Genomic DNA, 231 nt, shown 5'->3' with positions numbered 1-231 from the left:
CGTGAGAAAACTCAATATTCGTCGCTCATGGCACTCTCTTCTCGTCTCTTTTCCAAATCCAAATTGATCTATGGCAGTCAAATACTTCTACAAAAGGAGCATGCTATTCCAGTTCGTCACTTTGCTAAAGAGTCTGCCCCTCCTGCCCTTAAGGGAGACGAGATGCTGAAGAACATTTTTGTGGAGGTGAAGAACAAATTTGAGACCGCCATAGGAATATTAAAGAAGGAG

At 42.9% G+C, this 231-nt stretch carries 1 protein-coding gene; it reads left to right on the top strand.

Going from position 1 to position 231, the window contains the following annotated elements; genetic code table 11:
- Positions 1 to 231: hypothetical protein (locus tag L9G74_RS24755; protein WP_238899127.1), on the top strand; the 231-nt coding region annotated here is incomplete at both ends.

Source organism: Shewanella electrica, from assembly GCF_022321485.1.
Classification (GTDB): Bacteria; Pseudomonadota; Gammaproteobacteria; order Enterobacterales; family Shewanellaceae; genus Shewanella; species Shewanella electrica.
Note: the sequence above shows the minus strand (reverse complement) of the source record. Positions and strands in the feature narration are given on the sequence as shown.